This window comes from Bradyrhizobium sp. WSM3983 (assembly GCF_000473045.1).
GTDB lineage: Bacteria > Pseudomonadota > Alphaproteobacteria > Rhizobiales > Xanthobacteraceae > Bradyrhizobium.
Genome location: NZ_AXAY01000014.1, coordinates 197,500 through 216,036, shown reverse-complemented (window position 1 = coordinate 216,036; position 18,537 = coordinate 197,500). Strand labels below are relative to the sequence as shown.

Annotated in this window: 15 protein-coding genes, 1 tRNA gene and 1 pseudogene; 9 read left to right on the top strand and 8 right to left on the bottom strand. The window is 62.3% G+C overall.

The genetic code is table 11. From position 1 onward, the window contains the following. Positions 1-4: 4 nt before the first annotated feature. Complete coding sequence (locus YUA_RS0121465) at positions 5-796, bottom strand: nucleotidyltransferase family protein (RefSeq protein ID WP_051383289.1); 792 nt, start codon at positions 794-796, stop codon at positions 5-7. A gap of 323 nt (positions 797-1,119) precedes the next feature. Here YUA_RS0121465 and YUA_RS0121460 point away from each other — a divergent pair, with 323 nt between their 5' ends. Then, positions 1,120-2,580, top strand: a complete 1,461-nt coding sequence (locus YUA_RS0121460) for a PQQ-binding-like beta-propeller repeat protein (protein WP_198029470.1) — start codon at positions 1,120-1,122, stop codon at positions 2,578-2,580. 62 nt (positions 2,581-2,642) lie between these two features. On the opposite strand, the gene YUA_RS0121455 is transcribed toward YUA_RS0121460, so the two are convergent. Continuing rightward, positions 2,643-3,470, bottom strand: coding sequence for a phosphosulfolactate synthase (locus tag YUA_RS0121455; RefSeq protein ID WP_245285215.1), 828 nt, complete (start codon positions 3,468-3,470; stop codon positions 2,643-2,645). A gap of 20 nt (positions 3,471-3,490) precedes the next feature. Then, positions 3,491-4,870 carry an MmgE/PrpD family protein gene (locus YUA_RS0121450; protein WP_027532564.1) on the bottom strand — a complete coding sequence of 460 codons (1,380 nt, stop codon included), beginning with the start codon at positions 4,868-4,870 and terminating at the stop codon, positions 3,491-3,493. A gap of 378 nt (positions 4,871-5,248) precedes the next feature. Between YUA_RS0121450 and YUA_RS52340 the strand changes: the two are divergent. The 4 genes and pseudogenes from YUA_RS52340 to YUA_RS52645 all read left to right on the top strand — a co-directional run. Continuing rightward, a pseudogene (locus tag YUA_RS52340) lies at positions 5,249-5,512 on the top strand (DUF4167 domain-containing protein); the annotation flags it as partial. 533 nt (positions 5,513-6,045) lie between these two features. Further along, positions 6,046-7,236, top strand: coding sequence for an NADH-quinone oxidoreductase subunit D (locus tag YUA_RS0121435; RefSeq protein ID WP_027532561.1), 1,191 nt, complete (start codon positions 6,046-6,048; stop codon positions 7,234-7,236). Positions 7,237-7,259: 23 nt separating this feature from the next. Further along, a complete protein-coding gene (locus YUA_RS44545; protein WP_051383288.1) occupies positions 7,260-7,586 on the top strand; it encodes an antibiotic biosynthesis monooxygenase family protein in 327 nt (108 codons plus the stop codon). Beyond that, positions 7,583-8,194 (top strand): uracil-DNA glycosylase, encoded by a 612-nt coding sequence (locus YUA_RS52645; RefSeq protein WP_084292744.1) that lies wholly within the window; start codon positions 7,583-7,585, stop codon positions 8,192-8,194. Before YUA_RS44545 ends, YUA_RS52645 begins: the two co-directional genes overlap by 4 nt. Before the next feature lie 522 nt (positions 8,195-8,716). On the opposite strand, the gene YUA_RS0121420 is transcribed toward YUA_RS52645, so the two are convergent. Further along, a complete protein-coding gene (locus YUA_RS0121420) occupies positions 8,717-10,132 on the bottom strand; it encodes a cytochrome P450 (protein WP_027532559.1) in 1,416 nt (471 codons plus the stop codon). 326 nt (positions 10,133-10,458) lie between these two features. Between YUA_RS0121420 and YUA_RS51105 the strand changes: the two genes are divergently transcribed. The 3 genes from YUA_RS51105 (at position 10,459) to YUA_RS0121400 (ending at position 13,347) form a co-directional block, all read left to right on the top strand. Further along, positions 10,459-10,626, top strand: coding sequence for a hypothetical protein (locus tag YUA_RS51105; protein ID WP_198029468.1), 168 nt, complete (start codon positions 10,459-10,461; stop codon positions 10,624-10,626). A gap of 188 nt (positions 10,627-10,814) precedes the next feature. Further along, entirely contained in the window at positions 10,815-12,806 is a 1,992-nt protein-coding gene (locus YUA_RS0121405; protein ID WP_027532558.1) for a protein-L-isoaspartate(D-aspartate) O-methyltransferase, read from the top strand. Between the two features lie 148 nt (positions 12,807-12,954). Beyond that, positions 12,955-13,347, top strand: a complete 393-nt coding sequence (locus YUA_RS0121400) for a VOC family protein (protein WP_027532557.1) — start codon at positions 12,955-12,957, stop codon at positions 13,345-13,347. Between the two features lie 219 nt (positions 13,348-13,566). On the opposite strand, the gene YUA_RS0121395 is transcribed toward YUA_RS0121400, so the two are convergent. The 4 genes from YUA_RS0121395 to mnmA form a co-directional block, all read right to left on the bottom strand. Continuing rightward, positions 13,567-13,643 (bottom strand) — tRNA-Met (locus YUA_RS0121395). A 236-nt stretch (positions 13,644-13,879) separates the two neighbouring features. Further along, complete coding sequence (locus tag YUA_RS0121390) at positions 13,880-14,242, bottom strand: hypothetical protein (RefSeq protein ID WP_027532556.1); 363 nt, start codon at positions 14,240-14,242, stop codon at positions 13,880-13,882. A 268-nt stretch (positions 14,243-14,510) separates the two neighbouring features. Then, positions 14,511-15,149 (bottom strand): class I SAM-dependent methyltransferase, encoded by a 639-nt coding sequence (locus YUA_RS0121385; protein ID WP_027532555.1) that lies wholly within the window; start codon positions 15,147-15,149, stop codon positions 14,511-14,513. A gap of 249 nt (positions 15,150-15,398) precedes the next feature. Beyond that, positions 15,399-16,580 (bottom strand): tRNA 2-thiouridine(34) synthase MnmA, encoded by a 1,182-nt coding sequence (mnmA, locus tag YUA_RS0121380; protein ID WP_027532554.1) that lies wholly within the window; start codon positions 16,578-16,580, stop codon positions 15,399-15,401. A gap of 278 nt (positions 16,581-16,858) precedes the next feature. Between mnmA and YUA_RS0121375 the strand changes: the two genes are divergently transcribed. After that, a complete protein-coding gene (locus YUA_RS0121375) occupies positions 16,859-18,535 on the top strand; it encodes a flagellar hook-length control protein FliK (protein ID WP_371259903.1) in 1,677 nt (558 codons plus the stop codon). Positions 18,536-18,537: the final 2 nt, after the last annotated feature.

Genomic DNA, 18,537 nt, shown 5'->3' with positions numbered 1-18,537 from the left:
CGCGCTACTCACTATCCTGATCTGCGTCGACGAATCCCCATTCCTCAATGGCCGGCGCATAGTCGACCTGCGAAAACAGGCGCCCCCGACATATCTTCACGCGCGGAGGAGGAAGTTCGAACTGGGTCTTCAGGCGGACGACGAGTTCGTCCACTAGCCAGCGCGGCACGCAATCACGCTCGCTCGGATAGGCCCAGCGGAAATTGAGTAGATGGGCCAGAAGCACCTCCCAATGCAGCTCCATGTAGGCAAGCAGACGTCGCCAGTCGATCTGATCGTGCTGCTTGAGAATGAGATGCGCGATATCCGGGCCATCGTAGCGGTGCCGCAACTGGACGAAGGCCTTGGACCAGATCAACTCCGTCGGGGCGATGATGCGCATCGGCGTACCAAACACCTCGATGCGCGGCGCGGATTCGAACCATTGGTCGGTCACGGGAGCCATGCCATGCCAGAACGCGAAGATCACATCGAAAAAGTGCTCGTCCTGGAAGACCTTGCCCAGCCAGCGTTCGTCCTCGATTGCGACGGTGTATCCAAGGCTGCGGAAGTGGTTGAGAACACGCGGATAGTCAGTCGGCTTGCACACGATATCCAGATCTTTGGTCGCGCGCGACACGCCGGTATAGGCGCTGAGCGCATATGTGCCTGCCAACAGAAACGGAAGATCGAGCTTTGCGAGCTCGCGCAAGGCCTGGGTGTAAAACACCTCCGCTCCGGTCGATGATGGGGTCGGCTCAGCGGCCGCATCGATCATCTTTGTAGATCCAGTGATCGGCCTAATCTCCTTCGCCATGACAAATTCATCGAAGCTTATCGGCTTCGGCCATTGGTGTGCCTGTTCGACAATTGAACAGACCATGCAAAGTTCCAAGTGCCCCGGGTCACACCGGCAACAAGGGCGCCGTCGATGGAACACGGGCCTCGCTAACCACCCCTTCGCGACAGTCGATCTCCCCCCACCGCCGCTCGACTTCACCGGTTGATAGTTGAGGTCAGGCCTCCTCCGACCTGACGACATCCTCAATAGCGGTGTATCCGTGGAACCGTGGTGGCGGGCAGTTGTTAAGCGCGATAGACGGTAAAGGCCCGACTTCGATGAGAGCACGTGCTGCTTTAATGGCGGGAATCTTTGCACTCGCGATCTCTCCACTGCCCGCCATCGCTCAAGACCACTCAGTTTTGACCTATCACGGTGACGACAGTCGAAGCGGCAACTTTGTCGTTTCGGCTCTGTCCTGGGAAAAGGCCGGGTCGGTGCACCTCGATCGCATGTTTGACGCTCGTATTGCTGGAGCCCTCTACGCCCAGCCGCTCTACTGGCATCCCTCTGGCTCGAATACCGGTATGCTCATTGTGGCATCCGAAGACGACATCGTGCAGTCCTTCGATGCGACGACCGGCAAGGAATTGTGGAGACGCGTGGTTGGGCGTCCCGTGGCGGGTTCGTCGTTACCCTGCGGGAACATCAATCCGCTCGGCATCACCGGGACGCCCGTGATCGATCCCACCACCGAGGCGATCTATTTCGACGCTGCCGTCGAGCGGCCGAACGGTCCTCGTCACGAGTTGTTCGGGCTTTCGCTTAAGGACGGTAGCGTCCTATCCGGTTGGCCGATCGATATTGCCGACGCCCTGCGAAGGTCGGGACGGCATTTCGACCCTCGCATACAGAACCAGCGCTCAGCGCTCACACTTCTCGACGGCATTGTTTACGTCGCCTTCGGCGGCCACTTTGGCGATTGTGAAAATTACCACGGCTGGGTGATCGGAATTGTCGCGCACGATCCGAGCAAGCTTGTCAGCTTTGAGACGCGCGCGCGAGGCGGCGGCATCTGGTCGCCCGGCGGGTTGAGTGTCGTCGGACACGACATCTTCTTCGCGACTGGGAATACGTTCGGCGCCAACAAATGGAGCGATGGTGAAGCCGTTTTTCGCATCGGCACCGACTTGCGGCGCAGCGAGAGCAGTCGTGACTATTTTGCCCCATCGGACTGGAAAGGACTCGATTCTCAGGATGCGGATCTCGGAGGCACCAATCCGCTTCCTCTCACGATCCCCGGCTCGGGCGGCCAGGCTTTGATGCTGGCGCTGGGCAAGGATCGCAAGGCCTATCTTCTTGATCGAAACGACCTTGGAGGCATTGGCGGTCAACTGGCCGTCGAAGCCGTGTCCACCATGCGGATCATCACCGCGCCGACCGCCTATCCTGTCGGCGAAGAAATTTTCGTCGCTTTCCAAGCGCCGGGATTGCACTGCCCGCAACCCGACGCCGGTCATGGATTGACGGTCTTAAAGATCGCCGGCGGCTCACCCCCGACGATGGCGACCGCTTGGTGCGGCGCGCTGCGCGGTCGCGGCTCCGCTATTGCGACCACCACGGATGGGCATTCCAATCCCATTGTGTGGGCGCTTGGCGCCGAAGGCGACAATCGGCTGCATGCGTTCCGCGGCGATACCGGCGAGCCGCTTTTTGTCAGCGAGCCCCTGAGCGGCCTCCGACACCTGCAGTCGCTCATAGCGACGCAGGACCGCCTCTATGTCGGCGGCGATGGGCGCATTTACGCGTTCAATTTCTGAATACCGCAAAGCACCACGCGATTCGCTGCGGTAATGTTCTTCATTGCGGTTGGTGCATCGAGTCATGGCGCAAGGTTTTGAATGCGGCCCCAGGTGCTCTTGGTGCCCCAAATGCCGGACCGCAGCGCCTCGAGCTGTACGATCTGGCTGTGATCGACGAACAGATTGACCTCGTTGCCATAGTTCTTGATGTACCATTCGAATACCGCGGGATCTGCGCCTTCGAACATGACCTTTTCGAGCCCGAGCTGATTGATGATACGGGCCACCACGTCCGTGCGCCATGTGCTCACGCTTTCAGTGATACCCTCGCTTTCGATCATGATGATGTCGGCGCCGGCATCGAGCGCGCGCTCGGCCTGCGCGATCAGCCAGCCGACATCCTTGGTGCCCTCGGCCGCGAGTTCTTCAGTTGCGGTGCTGCCGCCAGCGCCGAACTGAATGCCGAGCTCCGGCTTGGCTTTCAGCCCAGCGCTTTTCACCTTCTGAATCAGGCGCAGCAGGCTATCCGTTGGCAAACTGATGAAACCCGTGGAGATTTCAATGACGTCGAAGCCGAGCACCTTGGCTTCCTCAATGTAGCGATCAACCGCTTCCGGCCCAAAACGCAGCACGTTTTCTAGCCAGCCGCCGGTCGATACGTAAACATCATGATCGTGTGCCAGCTTGTTTATGCTCGTCACGGCGCTTGCAGGCATCAGCGCGAAGGATCCGCCCGCATATTTGATCCCGTCGACCCAGGCGCCGACCGTCTCCAAGACATCGGCAAGGTGGCGCGGACCATAAGCGCTGTAATATGGTCCTCGAATTTCGGTAAGACCGGTCTTGCGCGGCTTCGTCGAGCGCGCCGCCCGGGGAATGAAGGAAAACGTGGTTTCGGTCATGGTCATGGTCCTTCTCCGCACGGAAATCATGTGGCAGCGGCATGCCAGCGGATGGCCCCGAGCAGCTTCGTCAGATCGGTGATCGGACGTTCATCGAGAGTGGCGATCACGTCGGCTATCGCCGCGCGCTCCGCTGCAGTGGTGAAGACGCGGCTCACGCTGTCGAACTTGGCTCGCGCCGCCGTCCAATCAAAGGGGTTGGTATGAAAGCCGCGATAATCCTCCCGCTGGGCGGAAAAGACGGTGCCATCTTCGAGCTCTACCTCGAGTTCGGCTGGCAAGCGCTGCGGAAATAGCGCCGATAGCCGTGCTTCCGGCTTGATGGTCACATCGCGCAGCATCTGCTGGACATCGGAGCTGGCTATGCGATCAGGCGCGTACTGCTCAGGCTGCACCTGGCCGTCAATAAGGGCGACCGCCAACATGTAAGGAAGGCTGTGATCAGCCTCCTCCTTTGTGCGCACAATTCGCTTGTCGCCCTCCTCCCCACCACCGATGATCTGATGGGCCACCGCAAAGGTCTTGAGCCGCACGGCCCGCACCGTACCGGCTGCAAAGTGCGGATAGGCGCGGATATCGAGGGCTGCATCGATGGCAGACTGCGCATGGATTTCGGCATTGTGCTTCTTCAATATGGTAAGGCGCACACGCTCCAGATCTTCCTTCGACCAGTCAATCTTGAACGGCCCGGCGATCGTGTCCATGAATCCCTTGTTGCCCTCGAACACCGCCTCCGGTCCGGTGATCCCGTGCGCCGCAAGCAATGCCGCGTGCGTCGCCGCCATGGCTGTATTGGGATAGGCAAGGCCCTTCCAATGCGACAGCGCACCGGTTCGGGTCACGCGCAGCGCGTTGTTCGCGGTGCCGCTGATGGCGATTGCATTGGCAATCTGATTGCGCGAGAGAGCGAGCGCTTTGGCAACTCCGGCCGCCGCGGCGTAGGCGCCTTGGGTTGTGTGGTCGAACCCCTTGTCTCGCACCGGCGCCACATCGCTCAAACGGGTATGGACCTGATACGCGACTGCGAGTGCGGTCAAAAAGTCCGCCCCGATTGCCTGCCGCATCTCAGCTGCGGCCAGGACCGCGCCGAGATTGTCGGACGGATGACAGGTCTCGCCCTCGGCGAGATAACTGTCCATGAAATCGAGGTATCGGCTGAGCGCGCCATTGAAGAAGGCCGCCCGGTCCGGCGCGGTCCTGCCGCCGCCGATAAGGGTCGAGATAGGCTGGCCACCGAGCTCGGCGGTGAGCTTGCGAACGGCGCCGATGGGGCCGGCATCAAGCGCGCCAAGTGCGACAGCAATGGTGTCCAGCACGCGGATTTTCAGCTGTTCCACCGCCGCAACGCTGAGGTCGGCAAAACGCGCGCGTTCGACAAAACCGGCCAGCATTTCCACCTGGGTCATAGCCGGGCCTCCTTAATTTGCATGTGGTGTGGAAGGATTGAATGATCAAACGACATCCGCCGGACAAGCGCCTCGTCGCGCTGAGCGACGAAGGCCCGGGTTCCGTGCATCGAGCCGACGGAATGTCGTACAGGCCGCCATTGGGCTGACGCTAAGGGCTGCGACGAGCTGTCAACATTGAAGTCAGCGGTTTGGACTCCCATATACAACCAGTCGGCGGGCATATCTTCTGCCTAGGTTCCATGAATCCAAGAGCGGATTTCGTAACGGCCATCGAACCCGCACTGCTGCGCCATCGCAGCGCAATCGCCGACCGCCGTCACACTTGCACCTGCATACCCTCAAGCCAGTGTCGTACGCCTGAGCGGCGCCACGACAATGACTGACATGAAGACGCTATCGCAACGCAACCGCGCGGCCGCACCGCCGCGTGCAAACAGGAGAATGGCGAGCAACATGAAACCGCGAAAACCCCAGTTCCGAAGGGCCAAAGCTGCAGTGGCTCGCCACCAGGGCGCGCACATTCCGCAAGACCCACGAAGGAACTACGAACGTTACCTGGCGCTGGCTCACGCCGAAGCGCTGGCCGGCGACCGGATCGCCGCTGAGAATTACTTCCAGCACGCCGAACACTACTTCCGGTCAATGCACCGGAACTAACGAATACGGTTCGAACGGGCCATACCAGTGCAAGCCAGACCAGATAGGAACTTGGCGGACGGGACGCGCCACGCGGATCGCTGCGGGCGAGTTCTTCGGCATTGCCATGATCCTGTACGGAATCCTGGAATTCGTAACCGAAAAATGCGATCGCGGGCGTGTGGCTGTTCTTCATTGGATTCTTCCTGCATGGCGCTGCTGGTGCCGCGCGGCAAGACCAGGCACTTCGGGCACATCAACTGCTGGTGCAGCGGGTGCAGCGCGACCCTACCAGGCCGCTCCTTGGCGAAAGATCGCTGCCTGCGAAACAGGATGGGCGATCCAGAAGACCTCGGGCGGCAAACTGCAGCAAGGATAGGAACGCTATCGCCTTGCCTCGATTGAATACCTGATCCGTTCTTGAGAGCGGCGGGCTGGGGGATGCCGAAGCGCGCTATGTCCGCGCCGTCCTTACGTCGAAAGCGATCGGACAGGCGAGGAGCCGTCGGCCGACGCGTTGGAAGCGGAAGTTCGCCATGGCGGAAGCTGGCGTTCGCAACTTCACTATCAATTTTGGGCCACAGCATCCGGCTGCGCACGGTGTGCTGCGCCTCGTGCTCGATCTCGACGGCGAGGTGGTGGCACGGGTTGATCCGCATATCGGACTCTTGCACCGCGGCACCGAGAAGCTGATCGAAAATAAGACCTACCTGCAGGCGATCCCGTACTTTGACCGGCTCGACTATGTCGCACCGATGAACCAGGAGCATGCCTTCTGTCTCGCGGCGGAAAGGCTGCTCGGCCTTGAGGTGCCGCGCCGCGGCCAGTTGATCCGCGTGCTGTTCTGCGAGATCGGGCGCCTGCTCTCGCATCTGCTCAATATCACTACGCAGGCGATGGACGTCGGCGCGCTGACTCCGCCTCTGTGGGGGTTCGAAGAGCGCGAGAAGCTCATGGTGTTCTATGAGCGGGCCTCCGGCGCCCGCATGCATGCAAATTACTTTCGCATCGGCGGTGTACATCAAGACCTGCCGCCAAAGCTGATTGATGATATTGAGGCGTTTTGCGATCCCTTCCTCGGCGTGGTGGACGATCTGGACCGGCTGCTCACGGGAAATCGCATCTTCAAGCAGCGCAATGTCGATGTGGGCAGGGTGACGCTGAAAGATGCCTGGGCGTGGGGCTTTTCCGGAGTCATGGTGCGCGGTTCGGGCGCGGCCTGGGATCTGCGCAAGGCACAGCCTTACGAGTGCTACACCGAAATGGACTTCGATATTCCCGTCGGCAAGAACGGCGACTGCTACGATCGCTACCTCGTCCGCATGGAAGAGATGCGCCAGTCCGTGCGCATCATGCAGCAGTGCATCGAGAAATTGCGCCAGCCCGAGGGACAGGGGCCGGTTGCGGTCCAGGACAACAAGATTTTCCCACCGCGCCGCGGCGAGATGAAACGCTCGATGGAAGCGCTGATCCACCACTTCAAGCTATACACCGAAGGCTTTCACGTGCCCGCCGGAGAGGTCTATGCCGCTGTCGAAGCACCGAAAGGCGAGTTCGGGGTCTATCTGGTCTCCGATGGCTCGAACCAGCCGTATAAGTGCAAGATACGGGCACCCTCGTTCGCGCACCTACAAGCGATGGACTTTCTCAGCCGCGGCCATTTACTGGCCGACGTTTCGGCAATCATTGGCTCGTTGGATATCGTATTTGGAGAGATCGATCGATAGTGGCGCAAACAAGGGAGGTAGCTATGCCGCAGATCAAAGTCGGCAAACAGCCCGTCACCCAGATTACCGTCATCGAAGCTGAACCAGGAAAGCTGGCCGAAGCATTGTCGATCATGACCGAGAGAGCTCAGTTCATGGCCCGCCAGCCAGGATGCATTTCCATCAGCCTGCATCGCAGCCTCGATGGACGTCGCATTGTGAATTACGTCCAATGGGACTCTGCGGATTTGCTGAGGGCTGCGCACCAATCGCCAGAATTTCGCAAGGCCTGGAATCAGTTCGAGAAGATGACCGGCGAAATCGATCCCCATCTGTACGAGGTCGCCGAAATCTTCAGCGGTAAACAATGAGGCGAGGCTCGCCGTTTGGCGCGCAGGAATCGATGGCGGAGGCAAGTGCCGCGAACAAACGTCTCGACCACCGCCGTGTCGCACCTCAAGGTCGCTTCCGGCGGCCGCGGCTATACCTCGTGGGCGAAGCGCCGGGCGCTGTGGAAGCCGCGCAGGGCAAGCCCTTCGTCGGACCTGCCGGCAACGCTTTGCGCAAGATGCTGAAGGAGGGTGGAATCGACCCTGGACAGCTCCGTCTGGCGAATGCCATTCCATTTCGGCTCATCGAGCACTCCAAAGACTGCAAACCACGCAACCGCAGTCCAACGACTGACGAAATCCAATGCCATGGTGTAGCGGTGCTAACCGACATCCGACGCTCCAAGCCAGCTGTTATCGTTGCCCTTGGCAGCACGGCGGCTCGCCTATTCGGCGCGTCGCAGTCCGTTCGAGCGGCCCGCAAAGCAAAGCTCCAATTTGAGGGCCGTCCGCTGCGCGTCACTTTCCACCCAGCCTACGTCCGCCGCTTCGGCGGTAGAAGCGGCGACGCTTGGCGTGACATGGTCCATGATTTGCGCCAAGCTTGGGACGAGTCTGGGATTCGTTCACATTCAAGTAGCTTGAAGTGAAGCGCTCAGCGGCCTCGGTACGGTTCGAGGCGGTGCTTGGAGACAGAGCGCCGGTAAGTTCGCTGTCAAATACTGTTTCAGCCCGGCCTTATCGCATCACCGAGTTCCTTGATAGCCAGAGTCGAAATCTGCGCTGGGTCATGACTCCGCGGCGCGCGGACTGGCGATCAAAAACACGCCCGGTTACCGGCCGGCGCGGTATGTGGCCACTCAGTTGCCTTTCACCGGCTGGCCTGGTGCGCGATCCAGTGGCGGGCGTGGCTTGGCAAGGCCCGTCGCACCGGGCGGAGTCTCTGTGTTAGCCGTCCTTGTGTCGACCTGCTCTAGCGTCGTGACCCATGCCGCGATTATTGCGATTATCACAATCGCGAAAAGTACAAAGGCGGTACAGTGGCTATTCCGCTCGCTACTCATGAGGGTTCTCCACTCTAACGGAGAAACCTTGTGCGGCTTGGACGGTTCCGGTGGGGCTCTGCCGGCAACAGGCGAACCCTTGCTATTGATCCCACTATCGGGCCCAGGTCAGGCAAGGAGAATGGTGCCTATTTGGGCGCCTCTTGAGGCCACCCGCATTGGCACGCCAGTCGCCGGACGCAAGGTGATCTTCTGCATGGGCCAGATTCTGGCATTAGGCATGAGTTTCAGGTCGAACCGTCGCATGAGAACGGCAAGAACGATGGTTGCCTCCTGCAGCGCAAAAGACGAGCCAATGCAGGTCCTCGGCCCCACGCCAAAAGGCAGATAAGCAAAACGAGGAATTGCACTTCTTGCCGTCGGCAGAAACCGAGCTGGATCGAACACGTCAGGTCGGTCCCAGAGGCGCCAGTGGCGGTGCAGTACATAGGGCGCGATCACAACCAGCGACCCAGGTTTGACGTAGAAATCCCCGAGGATGTCCGCGCGACGTGCAGTCCGGCTAAGCGCGGCAATAGGCGGGTAAAGGCGCAGCGCTTCCTCAACAACCGCCCTGGTCGCGATGAGCCGCTCCGCAAGACAATCGACAGGAGCATCCAACTCGCGTTCGGCTTCCTCCTGCACTTGCGCTCGCCATTCCGGAGATTGCGATAGCAAGAAGATAGACCAGGCCAAGGCGTTGGCGGTGGTCTCGTGACCTGCCGATAGGAATGTCAGAACGTTGGAGCGCACTTCGGCAAGGCTCATCGACTGGCCCGTCGACGGATCGAGCGCGCGCAGAAGCAACGATAGGAGATCGCTCGGCTGTTCCGAACCGGACGCCGACATTCGGCGTCTTCGCTTCTCGATGATTTCATCTATGATACCTTCAAAGTATCCCATCGTCCGTCGCAAGCGCGCGCCCCCAGGTCGCGGTATGGCCGGTGGCAAGCCGAGGAGATCGAGCGCACCTATGCGCCCGATCACGCCGAAATAGGTGTTCATGGCTGACCTGAATTCGTTCAGGTCTTCCCCGATTCCATCGGAGAAGATGGTCATCGCCAGCACATTGAGGGTAATCAGGGTCATCTCGGCCGCAATGTCGACAATCGCTCCATTGCCCAACCTGGTCCATTCATCCGCGAGCCGCTCAGCAGCGTTCAGCATCGCCGTGGCGAACGAATTCACTGTTCGTTTTGAGAAGAGGGGCGCGAGCATGCGGCGCTGCGTTTGCCAACGCTCGCCTTCCACGCTCAAGAGGCCGTCCGCAAAACCGCTAGACAGAATCCGGCGCTGGATGGGGTCCTTGCGGTAATTGTCGGCGTTGTCCATCAGCACGCGCCTGATAGCGCCGGGCTCGTTCACCACAAATGCGTTCATCAACGGGAGCTTGATGTGGATGATGGGCTGATCGAAGAATTCCGCGCTCCAGCACTCGAGCGGATTGCGCCGAAGCCTCGTAAGGAGCTCCAGAAGTCCCGGTCGTTGCGCCAACGGCTCCGGTCGCGGCGGGCGATAATCGGCAGGTCCAGGGCGATACCGCATTAAAGTGCGTCAGCTCCCGCAGTGGCTGCGTCCTTCGACCGCGAGCACAGTCTCGGGCGCAGCCGATAACGGGAAAAATATGCAATTGGTTCCCAATAGATCAATGCACCCCGTCGGGAGATCATCTGATTAGCCGTTGCAGCGCGACATGGCGAGGAGATTAGCGATGCAGAGCAAGATCGTAAAATGTAGGTTTCTGCTAACCGCCGCCGCACGTCTGCCCAGCGTCAGCTTGGCATGCGCGAAGTCGGCGGCGCAGGCGGAGTTGCAGGCCTCGGCACACCAATTCGTTGAGATGCCCCGGCGCACAACATAGGGAGTTTGCGATGTCGACTGCCGCAAAATTGCTTGCACAGAAGCAACGGCTCCTGAAACAACTTGAGAGTAATCCCGGGCCGAATGAGCGCGATGAAATCGAAAGACTGCTCGAGAAGATTGAGACTGCGCTGAGCTTATTGGATCAACAAGATGCCGCCCGTCCGGGTGACGAGTGATCCAAGCTTTTTGCAGTCACAGCGTCGTTAAAATTGCCCGGTGCCTAGCCGAGCCGGCCCACACACCGAGACGGCGCCGCCCGAGCGGGACCTGGTTTCGGCGCATACGACGCCATGATCCTGTTTCAAGATTTGGAGGAACTTGTTCAGTCCTAGCCGCTTTCACGCTTCTGAAGAGGAGCGCTGCAATGACAGTATATGCTGATCTTCGCGACCGCATGGTCGACATTCAGCTCGCCGGCTGCGGCATTCGCGACCATCGGGTGTTGGATGCCATGCGACAGGTCCCGCGAGAACGGTTTGTGGAAGTCGGCTTCGAAGAGTTCGCGTATGAGGACAGCGCGCTTCCGATCGCCAACGATCAAACCATCTCACAGCCCTATATCGTCGCTGCGATGCTCGACGCGGCCGAGCTCAAATCGACCGATAAGGTCCTCGAGGTTGGCACGGGTTCGGGCTATGCCGCGGCTATTGCATCCCGACTGGCCAGAACCGTCCATACCATCGAACGGCATGGCTCCCTCGCACGGATGGCCGCGGAGCGGCTGGATATGCTCGGATATACAAATTGCATGGTCCACACCGGTGACGGTACGCGCGGTTTGGCCAAGGAAGCACCATTCGACGCGATTCTGGTCGCCGCCGGCGGCCCCTCGATTCCAAGCGCGCTTAAGCGGCAATTGGCTATCGGCGGTCGTCTCGTCATTCCGGTCGGCAATTTCGCGGACGAACAGTCGCTGCTCCGGATCACGCGGCGCACGGCAATGGACTACGATGAAGAGACCTTGGGCGCTGTTCGCTTCGTGCCTCTGATCGGCGAGCAGGGATGGGCCGAGAACGGCACGCGTTCGGCGAGCAATCTGACCCCCGGCCACTCGCGGTCCCAGTCGGTGACGGACATGATCTGCGCCGCGATCGAGCCTTTGCCAACCTTCGGCGATCCTGCGTTCGGAGCCCTCTTCGATCGATTCGCCCATTCGCGCCTGGTCCTGCTGGGCGAGGCCAGTCACGGCACATCGGAGTTCTACCAGGCGCGCGCAGCGGTCACGCGCCGGCTTATTGAAGAACACGGCTTCACGATCGTTGCCGTGGAAGCGGATTGGCCTGATGCCGCTGCAATTGACCGCTACGTTCGCGATCGCGTTAGCCCGGGCGCTCACGACTTGCCGTTCGAACGCTTCCCGATCTGGATGTGGCGAAATACGGACGTTGCCGCGTTCGTGGACTGGATGCGCGGCTACAATGAGCAAAGGCCACCAGGCGGCCGGGCCGGCTTCTTCGGCCTCGACATCTACAATATGCGCAGTTCAATTGCTGCTGTTCTGGCCTATCTCGACAGTGTCGATCCCGAAGCAGCGGCGGTCGCGCGCGAGCGCTATGGATGTTTGACTCCATGGCAGCGCGAGCCGTCGACCTATGGGCGGGCCGTTCTGACCGAGGGCTATCGCAGATGCGAGGCTGAGGTGATCCGCCAGTGTCAGGATATCCTGAAGAAGCAGCTTGCCTATGGCGCAGACGACCCGGACAACTTCCTGGATGCAGCGCAGAACGCCCGCTTGATCACCGCAGCCGAGCGCTACTACCGGATCATGTATTACGGCGGCGCCGAATCCTGGAACCTGCGCGATACGCACATGTTCGAGACCTTGGTTCATATCCTCGAGGCCCATGGTCCCAAGTCGAAGGCCATCGTTTGGGCCCATAATTCCCATATCGGCGATGCGCGTTTCACAGAGATGGGGACGGTCCGCAATGAGCTCAATATTGGCCAGCTTTGCCGCCAGCAATTCGGCGAAGCGGCCTCGCTCATCGGATTCGGTACTCACTCCGGCACGGTGGCCGCTGCCTCGGATTGGGACGGCGAGATGGAGGTGATGCGTGTTCGCCCCTCCCGTGCGGACAGCTATGAACGGCTGTTTCATGAGGCGGCCGCGACACAGGGCATGGTTGAATTCCGGCGCCATGAAGCCCTTCGGCGTCGCCTGATCGAGCCTCGCCTCGAACGATTCATCGGCGTGATCTACCGACCGGACACCGAACTGCAAAGCCATTACGCCGAGGCGTCACTGCCGCGGCAGTTCGACGGATTCGTCTGGCTGGATGAAACCCATGCGGTCACGCCCCTCGGCCCGGAGCATCGTCGGGCTGGTGCTCCGGATACCTATCCGTTCGGGCTTTGACACGCAGGCCGCGCCAACGTCGCGAGATTTCGTTCGTTCCTATTGCTGGCAAGTGACTGTCCTCGCGTGTCCGCGCATTCGAGTGGGAACCACCTCTGTGTCTGACTCGTTTTGATGTCACCGATCATTGCGTTGCAGAGATCTGAACATGGCTATCGACTTCAATCATACGATTCTGTCAGCTCGCGACAGCAAGGCGTCGGCCGATTTCCTGGCTGAGATGCTGGGGCTGCCGGCGCCGCGGCGCTGGGGGCCGTTCTATATGGTCAGGACCAACAACGACGCCAATCTCGACTATATGGACAAGCAGGGAGAGTTCGCGCGTCAGCACTACGCTTTCCTGGTTGGTGACGCCGAGTTCGATGCGATCTTTGATCGGATTCAGAAGCGGAAGCTGACCTACTGGGCTGATCCCGCGCAGCGGAAGCCAACCGAGATCAACGATCACGACGGCGGACGCGGCCTCTATTTCGAAGACCTGAACGGGCATCTGCTCGAAATCATTACGCGCCCGTACGGTAGCGGCGGCTGGAATCCATAACCGGCGAGTTCGCCAGGCAGCGGATGGTCGACGCCGAAAGCTGACATCGAATCTCGCGGCGCTGGCCAGAAACTCTTAGCGCAGCGTGGAAGAGGTGACCGCGGAAATCCGCGCCACAAGCAAGCGCTTCGGCTATCTGGACGAGTTCGGCACGAGGTTGTCACCCATGTCTCAGGTACGACCTGTTACCTATGTCTCCGGGCTGGACAATCGTGCAATTGGTAGCGGGAGAGGGACTCGAACCCCCGACCCCAGGATTATGATTCCCGTGCTCTAACCAGCTGAGCTACCCCGCCACAGGGTCGCGAGAGCCGAATAAGGCCATCTCGCGAACGCGCGGCATATAAGGAAGGGGGCGGCGGGCTGTCAAGCAAGTGGGGCTGATTGGGTGGCGCGATTTGGCGCCAGCACCGACCGTTTTCCGGCACCCGACTCGTGGAGAGTCCCCCTCACCCGGAATCCGCGCTTTTGCGCGGATTCCGGCCTCTCCCCGCGGGCGAGGAGGCGAAGGAAGGGCGCGGGCGAAAATACGCTACTTCGGCCGGACTGTGGGGTCGCCGCCGGGGCTGCCGGGGGGCGGGATGACGGGCATGGCGCCGTCGGTGCTCGGCGCGGGGGCGTGCATTTCGGGGTCGACCCCGGCCGGCGGGCAGAGCACGCCGTCGGATTTTGCCAGTTTGTCGCCGAGCGGTTCCCGGGATTGACCCGTTGTCGTGCCATCGGGCGCGGTGGCGCGGTTCGGGCGGTCCTGAGGCATGCAGTTGGCGGCGTGCTGCGGGGATGGCGGCGCGGTCGCTTGCGGCGGCGTCGCCGGGGCGGGCGGGGCCTGCGCGATCGCGGCGCCGGAGGCGGCGATCACAAGGCTGGCCAGGATGATGTTTGATGTCGTGCGCATGGGAGGGAAACGCGCGGGTCGGGTGCGATGTTCCCGGGGGAAACGCGATGTGATCGGGGGTTGATGGATCGCCGCGAATTTGGGTGCAATTGCCGCCGCGCGCTCGGTGCACCTCGCCCGCTTGCGGGAGAGGTCGGCACGCAGTGCCGGGTGAGGGTTCTTTCCGCTCGCGATATATCGCGTGTGGATAGAGCCCTCTCCCCTACCCTCTCCCGCAGGCGGGAGAGGGGGCGCACCGGCGGCTTGGCTGCGCGCCGGGCTCAGCTCGTTACGATTTGTGGTAGCGGATCAGCGAAAAATGGCCCATCGGCGGCATGGGGCGGCGCTCGGCGAGGGTGACGCCGCCGTGTTTGGCGGCCCAGTTGACGAGGCGGGCCCACGGGAATTCGGGGCGCCAGCCGAGGCGACGGGCGAGCGGGGCGAACGCGAGCTCGGAGAGTTTGCGAAAACCCTTTTCGGCGCCGATGTGGTTGACCAGGATCAGCTCGCCGCCGGGCTTGAGCACGCGCACGAACTCGTCGAGCGTGCCTTCGGGATCGGGCACGGCGGTGATGACATATTGCGCGACCACCGCATCGAACGCGTTGTCGGGGAATGCGAGGTTCTTCGCGTCCATCACCGAGAGCACTTCGACATTGCTGAGGCGGAGCGCACGCACACGCGCCTGCGCCTTGCGCAGCATCGGCTCGGAGATGTCGACGCCGCAGATCTTTGTGGTGCGCGAATAGTCCGACAGCGAGAGGCCAGTACCGACGCCGACGTCGAGGATGCGGCCGCCGATGCGGTCGGCCTCGGCGATGGTCGACTGCCGGCCGGCGTCGAACACCTTGCCGAACACGAGATCGTAGACCGGCGCCCAGCGGCCATAGGCCTTCTCGACCCCGGCCCGCGAGATGTCTGCTGCCATGCCCCCTGCCCTACGCGAAACTCTAGAGTGTGATGATTGCTGGTGAGATTGAAGCCAGCCCCGCGCGCGATCTAGCGCCTCTCCCGCTTGCGGGAGAGGTCGACGCGCTCGCAAGAGCGCGGCGGGTGAGGGTTCTTTCTGCTCGCGAGATATCGCTGGTGGAGAGAGCCCTCTCCCCAACCCTCCCCCGCGCGCGGGGGAGGGAGCGCGCCTCCACTGCCGCTAGCGTGCGATCCAATCTTGTCATGGTTAGCCGCGAACCGCTTCCACCAGCGGGCGCGCCGTGTGGCTTGCGACTTTCGCCGCCGCGCTCTGGATGAAGCCGCCGCCGAGCACGCGGGCCTGTCCGCTGGGCGCATCGTAGAACACGCAGGCCTGGCCGGGCGAAATACCCTCTTCGCCGGCAACGAGTTCGACCTCGTAATGTCCATTAGCGCCGCGCAGCCAGGCCGGCTGGGGGCTGCGGGTCGAGCGCACGCGCACGAACAGCTCGAGACCATTGCCAATCGCGCGGTCGATGTCGCCGCCGCCGATCCAGTTGACGTCGCGCAAGGAGATGCGGTGCATTCTCAGCGCGTCGCGCGGACCGACGACGACGCGGCGGTTGGCGGCATCGAGCCGCACCACGAACAGCGGCGCGGCTGCCGCGATGCCGAGGCCACGGCGCTGCCCGATGGTGAAATTGGCGATGCCGTGATGCCGGCCGAGCACGCGGCCGTCGAGATCGACGATGTCGCCGGGGTCCATCGCGTTCGGCCGCAGGCGGGTGATGATGTCGGTGTAGCGGCCGGTCGGCACGAAGCAGATGTCCTGGCTGTCGTGCTTGTCCGCGACCGAGAGACCGAAGCGACGCGCGAGCTCGCGCGTCTCGGGCTTGGTCATGTCGCCGAGCGGAAAGCGCAGGAAGTCGAGCTGCTCCTGCGTGGTCGCGAACAGGAAGTAGCTCTGGTCGCGGTCGCTGTCGGCGGCGCAGACCAGCGCGCGCGAGCCGTCGTCGCGGCGGCGCGAGGCGACGTAATGGCCGGTGGCGAGCGCCTGCGCCCCTAGCTCGCGCGCGGTCTTCAGCAGGTCGCGGAATTTGACCGAGCGGTTGCACTCGATGCAGGGCACCGGCGTCTCACCGAGCGCATAAGAGTCGGCAAAATTGTCGATGACGGACTCGCGAAAGCGGTCCTCGTAGTCGAGCACGTAATGGGGAATGCCGAGCTTTGCCGCGACGTCGCGGGCGTCGTGGATGTCCTGGCCGGCGCAGCAGGCGCCCTTGCGATGGGTCGCCGCGCCATGGTCGTAGAGCTGCAGCGTGATGCCGACGACGTCGTAGCCTTCCACCTTCAACAGCGCAGCCGTCGTCGAAGAATCGACGCCGCCCGACATGGCAACGACGACCCTAGTATCCTCAGGACGGCCTTGGAGATCCAGACTGTTGAGCATGGGCCTAGCGGTTTGATGCTTCGGGCCGGGACGTCAGCGGTCCCTGGGAACTTCGGTTCCCCGGGAGACACTGGCTTGCCCGGTCGAAAGCGGCTGAGAGCACCCTTTAATATAGGCGGCATTCCGGCGAAGCAATCGCGCCCGCCCCAAGCTTCGGGCAATTCTTGCCGGGGCGGCAGAAATGACGGGGCTGGCGGGCAGCTAGCGGCTATTGCGCCAATTCATCAAGATATTGATTTTACTATATAAATTTAGATGCGGGAGGATTGGCCCGCTCCTTGCTGACCTCCTGGTCCGAAGATGTTTTCAAGGGGTCGCCTGTGGTCGGTGTCACGTCAGACGTAGCGGCAAGCGCGCAAGTCTCGAGCGCGCGGCAAAAGCCTGCCCGGTCGCAGAGCACCAAGGACACCGCGCCGAGCGATTCCTTCGGTTCGCTGGTCGACAGCAACACCCAGGCCATCAGCAACAGCGCGCCGTCCGCAAGCCAGGACCCGGCGCCGCGGCGGAGTGATTCTTCTTCGTCGTCGTCCTCGTCGGACCGGAGCACGCGCGACGCCTCCTCGACCGACCAGTCCTCGCAGAGCAAGGCGAGCGACAGCACCGATTCCACGCCGCCGGCCGACAGCGATGCACCGGCCGATCCGACCAAGGCGACCGGGAAACCCAAGAACAAGGCTGACGCCTCCAGCACGAAGTCTGGCGACAAGTCCGACAGCACCAAGGGCGACAAGACCGACGACACCGACGGTCTCGCCGTCGCGGTGGACGCCTCTGCCGCCGCGCAGGCGGCCGCAACGCCGGCGGCGACGCCCGATCCGACCGCGGTCCCCGTCGCCGCACCGCTGGTGCCGGTCGACCCGAATGCGGCGGCCAATCAGGCCGCCAGCACCGCCTCTTCGCCGCTGACCATCGCAGCCGCCGGCATCGCCGCCAGCGCCTCGACCGCGGCGCAGATCGCCGGCGCCAAGACCGATGCGACCGGCAAAGCCGCCAAGACCGATGGCAAGACCGACGGCAAAACTGCCGACGCAAAGGCCGCGCTCGCCGATGCCGCTGGTGATGCGACCACCGACGCCATCGCGACCGATGCCACGGCCAAGGCCGCGCAGCTCACCGCGGTCGATCAGGGCACGCCGAAGACGTCATTCAAGGCGGCCGCGACCGCGCAGGGCGAGAGCGACGTCTCCAATATCGGCCAGGACGCCGGCAAGATCGCGCAGGCCGCCGCCACCGCACAAAATCCCGCGACCGCGACGACGACCAACGCCGCCGCGCATCCGCAAGCCGCAAAGCCGCAGGCTGACGCTACCGCTGCCGATGCGAAGAGCGCTGCGGCCGATCGCACCGCTGACGTCACGCCGGCCGCGCCGACCACGCACGCCCATGCCGATACGCAGGCCGTTGCCGCTGCGGCGACCGACGCCAGCGCGCAAGCCGCCAACGCCGTGCAGGCGCCGCTGACCAACACCACATCGGCGGCCACCGCCTCCACCGCGACGCTGACCGCGACCGCGGCGAATTCGACGGCCGTGCCGATCAGCGGCATCCCGGTCGAGATCGCAGCCGCCGCGCGCTCCGGCAAGACGCGCTTCGACATCAGCCTCGATCCGGTCGACTTGGGGCGCATCGACGTCCGCATCAATGTCGACCGCAATGGCCAGGTCACCTCGCATCTCACCGTCGAGAAGCCGGAGACGCTGCAGATGCTGCGGCAGGACGCGCCGCAATTGCAACGCGCGCTCGACGATGCCGGCCTCAAGACCGGCAGCAACGGCCTCTCCTTCAGCCTGCGCGACCAGAATTCGTCGGGGCAAAACTCCGGCCAGAACAACGACAATTCCGGCAATTCCCGCCGGCTGATCATCAGCGAGGATGATCAGGCCACCAGCGCACCGGTGAGCCGCAGCTATGGCCGCATGCTCGGATCGAGCAGCGGCGTCGATATCAGAGTGTGAGG